This window comes from Candidatus Jettenia sp. AMX1 (assembly GCF_030263775.1).
In the GTDB taxonomy this organism is placed as follows: Bacteria; Planctomycetota; Brocadiia; order Brocadiales; family Brocadiaceae; genus Jettenia; species Jettenia caeni.
Genome location: NZ_SZPP01000056.1, coordinates 23,675 through 32,560, shown reverse-complemented (window position 1 = coordinate 32,560; position 8,886 = coordinate 23,675). Strand labels below are relative to the sequence as shown.

Sequence of the window (8,886 nt, the reverse complement as noted above, 5' to 3'; positions counted from 1 at the left end):
GATCCAGGTTGGTTAGATACCCATCATGCACCTGCAGAAGAGGTTGAGTATATCAACAGGAAACTTGAAGAGCTTGGCATGAGACATGAATCACATGGCAGTGCTCATCACTAAGAGGTAACGAGAGAAAAAGATTGTTCATTTATTCTCTTGATGCTGTATGAGTATGTAATAAATGAAAAGAAGCTGTGCGAAGTTTGCACAGCTTCTTTTTTTTATATATTGAAATTGCAGAATTTTTAAATATACTTATTAGGCCGAAGTTTTCTAGTCAGGATGTGTCTTAATATTAAGTGGAGATGTTTATGGGTATGTATAAGTACTTTTCATTAGTATTTGTGTCAATGGTTGCTTTTTGTATGTTTGTTTCCTGTGATAAAGCGAAAAAACATATTGATGTTGCTGAAGGTTTTGTTAAGGAAAAAAAGCTAGATGAGGCATTAGTTGAATATACAAAAGTTATAGAGGCCGATCCGAACCTTGCTGAAGCCTATTACGGAAGAGGTAAAGTTTATTTCGAGTTGGAGAGACTTGAAGACGCAGCAGCAGATTTCAGGAAAGCCATCGATGTAAAGTCGAATTATATTGATGCACATAAGAAATTAGCAGAAACTTTTATGAAAATTGGCGCGCCTGATGATGAATTTCAAAAACGCTTTAAAGCCATACAAAATGATCCGGATAATGCAATGGGTTATGTTGATCTAGGTGTTTTTTATCATAAATTGGAAAAGGATATAGATGCGATAGAACAATATAAGCAAGCATTAGAACTCGACCCAAACAACTCGTTTATTCTGTATAATCTTGGTGTAGGATATTTGGATATGGGGTTATATGAAGATGCAGAAACTATTTTTAAACAGGCTATCGAGATTAATCCTACGCATGATAATGCTCATTATAACCTTGCTGTAGCTTTGCATAAGCGAGGAAAAATTGATGAGTGTATAAAAGAGCTGAATAAGACCCTTGAAGTTAATCCCAAGTATTCGAATTCCTACGTTATTTTTGGTTTAATAAAACTGAGGGAGAAGAAGTTTGATGAAGCGATTGCCCAATATAACAAGGCTATGGAGATAGATCCGGACAATTTGGAAGCTCGTTATCAAAGAGCTATTGTTTTCGCTTTACAAGAAAGATACGATGATGCATTAGCAGAAAATATGAAGATATTGGAAAAGAATCCGAAGCATGCAAGCGCTGCATACAACATTGGTGTAATCTATCATAGGACTGACCGGCTTGATAAGGCTATGGAATGGTATGATAAAGTTGCTAAGAAGATTGATCCCTTATACGAAGATGCCTATTATACCAGGGGTCAATTATATTCTATGAAAGGTGACCACAGTAAGGCCTATAGTGATTATCTTACCTATGCTATGATTACGAAGTGGAGAACGGGCAAAGACCCGGCAGTTGTTTACAATCCGGATGAAATCAAGGAAATGTTTTTACATTCAGTTCCTGCATTAAAAGATCAAGCAAAAGATCAGGAACTTGAATTAAAAACAAATTAAATGTTAAAACAAATATCTACCATAGGAACGATACTGGCAGTATTTTTCTATCAAATTGGATATGCAAAAGAGTTCCCACTTGCTGGTGATACCTATTTTGATGAAGGCCGATGGGACGATGCTATTTGCGAATATGAGAAGTATCTTTTGAAAGACAAAAAACAGCCTGAGGTGTATTTTAAACTTGGAAAAGCTTATTATAAAAAGGGTAATTTTGAGAAGGCTGTAGAAGCATTTACCATAGTTACTGAGCTTAAACCTGATTACCTTGAAGCATACCAGCGGTTATCTGAAGCCAGTATGCAGATTGTCCCTCCTGAAAGTGATATAGAGATGTGTCTGAAGGAAGTACGGAAGAATCCTAACAATGCTGATGCTCACTTCCGGTTAGGATTATCCTACTACAAGCAGAATAATCTGGAAGATGCAAAAAGAGAATACGAAACGGCGATTGGACTCGATTCTCATAAAGCAGAGGCATATTTTAATCTAGGAGTCCTGTACCAGGATTTTGACTCACAAGATAAAGCAATTGAGATGTATAAAAAAGCAATAGAAATAGTGCCAAACTATGATACATCACATTTCAATTTGGGAGTTGCTTATTATAAAACAGGGCATCTGAAAGATGCTATTTCAGAATATGAAAGAGTTATTAAGATAAATCCAAATTATGTTGATGCACATGTTAATTTAGGGATCGTTTATTTTGTTAAAGGGGCGTATGATGATGCTCTTAAAGCTTTGAAAAAAGCATTAACATTAGGCTCAAACACTGCTAAAATTCATTATTATCTCGGGAATATTTATAATAATTTAGGGAAATTAGATACAGCAGTGTTAGAATATGAACAAGCGGTAAAAATCAATCCTAAATTAATTGCACCGCATTATAATTTAGGATTGATTTATTTGAAGAAAAAAATGGCAGATCGAGCTATTGCAGAACTTACAACAGTAATTACCTTAGATCATGATTATGCCAACGCCTATCTTAGCCGTGGTAAGGCCTATGAGCTGAAAGGTGACCATAAGAATGCGCAAAATGATTATAATTCCTATCAACATGCCAAATCTGCTTTTGCAAGGATATACAAAGAAGATCCTATCTCCAGTTTTTATGAGGGCTCAAGCCCTCCTGAATAAGCAGGATATTGCATAGAAGTAGAGAAGAGAGCTATTTATTATTTCATCATGAATGTGTTATAAATAACTCTCTCATGGTAAGGCGAGACGATTATTGCACCTTTATAACTTCTTGTTTGCTTGTTTCTTTTGTGTTCTGATCTGTGCCTGGTTTATAATCCTTAACACACCGAAAGCCGATACTCTTGTTTCTTTCTTCTGGCTTTCCAAACATCCTTACTGCACATCTCATCTTATATACATACGGAGCAAATAAGGAGCCACCTTTTATTATACGAACGCCTGTGCTTGTTTCTGGTCCTTTCGGATTTACACTTGGTGAGTTATGATAATATTCAGGGTGATACCAATCATTACACCATTCTGAGAGGCTACCTGACATGTCAAAGCACCCATAAATACTTTTTCCAGATTCAAAACTGCCAACCGATAAAGAGGCCCCTGCACCGGCATTACATAATTTAGCATCCCAAACATTTCCCCATGGAAATCTTCTTCCGTCCATGCCTCTGGCTGCTTTTTCCCATTCGGCCTCAGTGGGTAATCGTTTACCAGCCCATGCTGCATATGCATAAGCATCGTACCAATCTATCCGGTTTACAGGGTAATCCGGATAATCATAGTAAGGATAGTCCCAACCAGTGTGAGGTGTTCCAGGCGTATGGTCTTTTCCTTTTGGCTCGCCCGGATAGCATTTACTATGGTCTCCTGTGTTTTTAATATATTGGAGAAACTCCCAATATTGAGCGTTAGTGACCTCGTATCTATCAATATAAAAAGCGTCCTGGTATACTTCATGCCGGGGACTTTCTTCGGGAATAAATTCATCATCTCCGGAACCCATAATAAATTTGCCGGCAGGTACAAGCGCCATTTTATTCCACTTTTCCCTATGCTCAGCTAAGGATTTTTTCATCTTTTCAGCTCTTTCTGATAGCGTTAATTCCTTTCGCTGTTCTTTTTCAGATTGATTCAATCCCTTTTCTAATTTACTGATGTAAACATTTACATCTTGCAATGTCTTTTGATAATTCTCATCTGATTTTATTTCAGGCGGTTGTGCTTCTAATAATTTTCTACATTTATCAAGATGGCTTAATGCTTCTTTCGCTTTCCCGAGTTTCCAGTAAATACCTCCCATGTGAAAATGGAGAGAAGGCATCTCTGAATTTAACATCTCAACCTTTTTATATTCCTCTAAGGCTTTTTCAAAGTCTCCCGCTTCACGAAGTTTATTACCTTCGGTAAGGTGCAGTTGTGTTTCTTTAGCTAATTCTTCTGGGGTAGCATTTGAGGGTATTTTAAATTCTGGCCTTTTTTCTCCAGAAGATTGATGAGTGAGTGGTGTTCCATCCCGTTTGCAGAATTTTTCACCAGGGTTTGCCTTCTCCTTACAAGTGGGGCATATGAGGTCTTCTTCAACAAATTCAACGAGTTGTTTACCATCAATACTGCAGAAATCAACATCGCCCGGATATATTCTGTTGCATTCTGGACAAAGTTTATTTTTGGCGATATTTTTTCCTGTCTTTGGCAAAGCATTTTTCTCCTGATGTAAATTTTTTGCTTCTTTTTTTGTATCTTTTGCTAACAGGATATTCGATGGATATATGAGAGAAAAGATGAGCAGAATTATGAGATATGCAAGCTTCAAAAGAAAAAACCTCCTTTATGTTACGTAATACAAATTAAATAAATCTCTATAAAGAAAAAAAGAGATACATAGTATGTATCTCCTTATATAGCAGTTGTTAGTATGAGATGTTTAAGGCTTTTTTTCCACTACATCAATGATACCTTGCTCCTCTTTTTCAGGACTCCAGGTAGACCATTTTCCCCATTCAATATATTTTTTACCATCTGATAACCAATATTGAGTTCCTTCTCTTTCTCTTTTATAGGAAAGATTTTCAACGGTACGAGTTTGAGTTTGCTTTATTACCTTGAAAAAGTGGCAATCTACCTGATGAAAATTGATCTCAGAATTGTTTGTTACTTCTTTTAATTCAAGATCCTCTATTGTCAATTTTTTTTCATTAAATTTTTTTTCATCCACAGGGATTTCATACGTGATTGTTTCTGTTACTTTAATAGTGATAGGGGTTGGCTTTTCATCTATCCAGGGTATGGGTACAGTTCCTTCGTAAGGAGCGAAAGATTGGTGGTAACTGTTAGGTGACTCTTTACCGAGTTTACCAAAAATATCGATATGTTGTGCCTGAGCTGGTTTTTCTCTCAAAGAGAGTACACCAAAAACCAAAGATATACCGATGAAAAATATAGCACCCAGAGTAAAATACTTGGTATGATAAGTATACATTGTTAAATCCCTTCCATAGATTTTAAATGAAAAATTCTAAATGAATTTAGTGAAAAAAATTTTACATGAAAATAGTATATTTGTCAATTATTCATAGAAGTATTTGCTTCCAAGACCACTTTTGGTTATTTTATGAGATACTTATGATAGAGCTACGCGTCTTTCCGTAGTTTAAAATATGAAAGATCTTGAGAATTTGTTGAAATAGTTTATTTTTACGTTCAGTTTTCATAAGGAGGTGAGAAGTATTTCTATATATGTAACCTTAATAGCTTGTAAAGAAAAAAGCTAACTATTATGGTGGTATTCCACGTGTGTATTATATACATACACAACAAGCTCATAAAAAAATGACTTGAACATCTATGAGATTTATGGTAATATCTGCGAACTTTTCTATTTTTCAATCTTATTCATGTATTTAAGAATAATTTGTGAGTTATTTTGCATTGTTTTTTATTCTATTTGAATTAGGTAACTGATTTGTAACAAACGGCAAAGGCCTTTATTATAAATAAAGAATAGTAGGAGGATTTTATGGCGCGGTTGAAGCAGTTGTTGGGATTTATACAGAGAAGAAAAAAGCTGGTAGGCTTCTTCACCATAATTGTATTGATTGTTTTTTTTGTTACAATAAGGAAGGTTTACCATTACTCAGAACAAAGCGAGTTTTGTGCTAGCTGCCATGAAATGAAGATTCACTATGATTCATTTAAGGCATCAAAACATCATAATGAACATGTTGAGAATTGCCATGCATGTCACGTAGGTTCAGGCCTCAAGGGTTATGCCCATGCGAAACTCAGTGATGGAACGCATGATTCTAAAATGCATGCATTACAAGCCTTTACAGATGGCGCTTTCATTGAGATAGCTGAAGATAGTCTTCAGATTCTCAATGGTAATTGCGTCCGCTGCCATTCAGAAGGTTTTACGAAGGATAAGTCTCACATTGAATTTGTAGCAAAAAGTAACAAACATGCCGTAGAGGGCACAACTCCTGAAAAATTGTTGTGTACTGATTGCCATTTGGGGATAGTTCATCCTCATATGCCTGGTGATTTATTTAAGGCTTATGCAGCAAGAAAGATTAAGCCTTTTGGTACCTATGAGGAGACGGATTGTCTTGCTTGTCATAAGATGGCAACTCCTGATGTGGTGAAGGAATGGACAAGAGGCGCACATGCCATAAAGGGTGTAACGTGTATTAGTTGTCATGGAAACGATCACCGCTTTATTGCAAAGAAACAAGGACATGTCGCTGCAAGCACTTGCGGTGAATGCCATCAGAATCAATATTTGGAATTTCGTGAGAGTGCGCATCATAAAGGGCATCCTGTAGCAACTCCTAGCGCATTTGATGTGATAAGCACTAGATTGCTGAATATTGAAGGATGTAAAGATTGCCATAAGTTAAGTTTAACCTATGAATTTGACAGGATTGGAGGCAGCTGCGATGCCTGCCATCCCAGCCATGAATTTTCGGTTGCAAAAGCAAAAGCGTATGATGCCTGTGAAAAATGCCATGTTGGAGGTCCAGAACATGCTCAGTTAAACACCGCTGAAGGCTCAATCTTTGGCAAGGTTCAAAAGATGCGTAGCCAGGGTTTGATTACGAAAGATTTAGTTACCTGTCAATCTTGCCACGGTCCTAACAAATCACATAATTTCAGTAAAATAGCTATACCACAGGATATTAATGTGCTGCTCTTTGGTGGTTATGGATTCGTAAAGGCTCCCGCAGGGCATTAATAATACCAAAATTAAGTTTGAAATACATGTGAAATTGATTTAACATATCCCACCGTTCCATACGGTGGGATTTTTTTTTATCTTCACATTGTTCTAATTAAAAGAGTTGTTTTGAATATTTCTAGGAATTTTATTCCGAAGTAAAAGGAAGATCATAGGCTTCCATGTAAACCTTTATCTGTTTTTATTCTCAAAGGAAAGATTAAGATGGGAAAAAATGTAGTACAAAAAATTTTAAGCTCACATCTTGTATCCGGCAAGCTAAAGGCCGATGAGGAGATTGCTATTTCAATTGATCAAACCCTTACACAAGATGCTACGGGTACTATGGCTTATTTACAGTTTGAGGCTATGAGTATACCCAGGGTAAAGACAAAACTTTCAGTAAGTTACGTTGATCATAATATGCTTCAAACAGGCTTTGAGAACTTTGATGATCACCTGTTTCTTCAGAGTATTGCCAAAAAGTATGGTATTTATTTTTCAAAACCAGGAAATGGTATTTGCCATCAGGTACATCTAGAGCGGTTTGGTGTACCAGGGGAAACCTTACTGGGGTCTGATAGCCATACACCTACCTGCGGTGGATTAGGTATGTTGGCAATCGGGGTTGGCGGGCTTGATGTGGCTATTGCTATGGCTGGCGGACCATTTTATATTACAATGCCAAAGGTAGTATTGGTAAAACTCACAGGAGCACTACAACCCTGGGTGACAGCAAAAGATGTAATATTGGAATTGTTGAGGAGATTAACAGTTAAGGGTGGTGTAGGTAAAGTATTTGAATATGGGGGTGAAGGCTCAAAGACGCTTACGGTAACAGAACGCGCTACGATTACGAATATGGGTGCAGAATTGGGGGCGCTTACATCTATTTTCCCCAGTGATACACAAACAAAGAGATATCTTAAGATGCAGGGAAGAGAAAATGTATGGAAACCTTTAAAAGCAGATGCTAGTGCGAAGTACGATGAGGTTATAGAGATTGATCTCTCTGTTTTAGAACCGTTAATAGCCAGACCTCACAGTCCTGATAATGTTTGCAAGGTGAGTGAGATTAAAGGTATAAAAGTTCAGCAGGTTTGTATTGGGAGTTGTACAAACTCATCATACCATGATCTTATGGTATCGGCTGCGATGTTAAAGGGTAGAAAGGTACATCCGGATGTAAGTCTTACTATTTCTCCAGGCTCCCGGCAGGTACTGGAAATGATAGCTAAAAATGGTGCTTTGACGGATATGATTGCGGCAGGTGCACGTGTTATTGAGGCAGCTTGTGGTCCTTGCATTGGAATGGGACAAGCTCCTGCTTCCGGAGGTGTTTCGGTAAGATCATTCAACAGAAACTTTGAAGGAAGAAGTGGAACATCAGATGCGCAAGTGTATCTGGTTAGTCCAGAAACAGCTATAGCAACAGCAATCAACGGTGTTATTAGTGATCCCAGAGAATTTGGCGCCCCTATTGCTATTACATATCCAAAATGCTTTATTATCGATGATAGTATGATTATCCCTCCTTCTGAAAAAACAGAAGAGGTAACGATTATCAGAGGGCAAAACATAAAACCTTTGCCAAAAAAAGAGCCTCTACCGGATACATTAAAAGGTGATGTGCTTTTAAAGGTAGGGAATAATATTACTACTGACCATATCATGCCTGCAGGAGCAAAGGTTTTGCCGCTCAGATCAAATATTCCTGCTATTTCTGAGTTTGTATTTGAAAAGGTAGATAAGGAGTTTGTGAAGCGCACTAAGGAGAAGGGAGGTGGATTCCTAATCGGTGGAGCAAATTACGGACAGGGATCAAGCAGAGAACATGCTGCACTGGCACCCATGTATTTGGGGGTAAAGGCTGTTATTGCCAAATCCTTTGCCCGTATTCATCGTGCAAACCTTGTAAATTTTGGCATCTTGCCATTAACCTTTGAGAATGAAAATGACTATGATCTCTTTGATCAGGGAGATGCTCTCGAGCTGCCTGATATAAAGAATGAATTAAAATCTAAAGGCAAGCTTATGGTAAGGAATGTAACAAAAAACAAGGAGATAAAAGTAATGCATACATTCACCCCCCGTGAAATCGACATCCTCTGTGCTGGCGGCTTATTAAACTATCAGGCTTAAAGCAGCAGCACTTAATATAAA

Annotated in this window: 6 protein-coding genes; 4 read left to right on the top strand and 2 right to left on the bottom strand. The window is 37.4% G+C overall.

The genetic code is table 11. The features are described 5' to 3' along the window. Positions 1-305 precede the first annotated feature (305 nt). Both FBQ94_RS14975 and FBQ94_RS14970 read left to right on the top strand, forming a co-directional pair. A complete protein-coding gene (locus FBQ94_RS14975) occupies positions 306-1,523 on the top strand; it encodes a tetratricopeptide repeat protein (RefSeq protein ID WP_007222828.1) in 1,218 nt (405 codons plus the stop codon). Beyond that, complete coding sequence (locus FBQ94_RS14970) at positions 1,524-2,669, top strand: tetratricopeptide repeat protein (RefSeq protein ID WP_007222827.1); 1,146 nt, start codon at positions 1,524-1,526, stop codon at positions 2,667-2,669. Positions 2,670-2,760: 91 nt separating this feature from the next. On the opposite strand, the gene FBQ94_RS14965 is transcribed toward FBQ94_RS14970, so the two are convergent. Both FBQ94_RS14965 and FBQ94_RS14960 read right to left on the bottom strand, forming a co-directional pair. Further along, positions 2,761-4,323, bottom strand: coding sequence for an SUMF1/EgtB/PvdO family nonheme iron enzyme (locus tag FBQ94_RS14965; RefSeq protein ID WP_007222826.1), 1,563 nt, complete (start codon positions 4,321-4,323; stop codon positions 2,761-2,763). A gap of 111 nt (positions 4,324-4,434) precedes the next feature. Further along, positions 4,435-4,989, bottom strand: coding sequence for a hypothetical protein (locus tag FBQ94_RS14960; RefSeq protein WP_007222825.1), 555 nt, complete (start codon positions 4,987-4,989; stop codon positions 4,435-4,437). A gap of 537 nt (positions 4,990-5,526) precedes the next feature. Between FBQ94_RS14960 and FBQ94_RS14955 the strand changes: the two genes are divergently transcribed. Beyond that, on the top strand, positions 5,527-6,741 hold the full coding sequence (locus FBQ94_RS14955; RefSeq protein ID WP_007222824.1) for a multiheme c-type cytochrome: 1,215 nt from the start codon (positions 5,527-5,529) through the stop codon (positions 6,739-6,741). A 207-nt stretch (positions 6,742-6,948) separates the two neighbouring features. Then, positions 6,949-8,865 carry an aconitate hydratase gene (locus FBQ94_RS14950; RefSeq protein WP_007222823.1) on the top strand — a complete coding sequence of 639 codons (1,917 nt, stop codon included), beginning with the start codon at positions 6,949-6,951 and terminating at the stop codon, positions 8,863-8,865. Positions 8,866-8,886 lie beyond the last annotated feature (21 nt).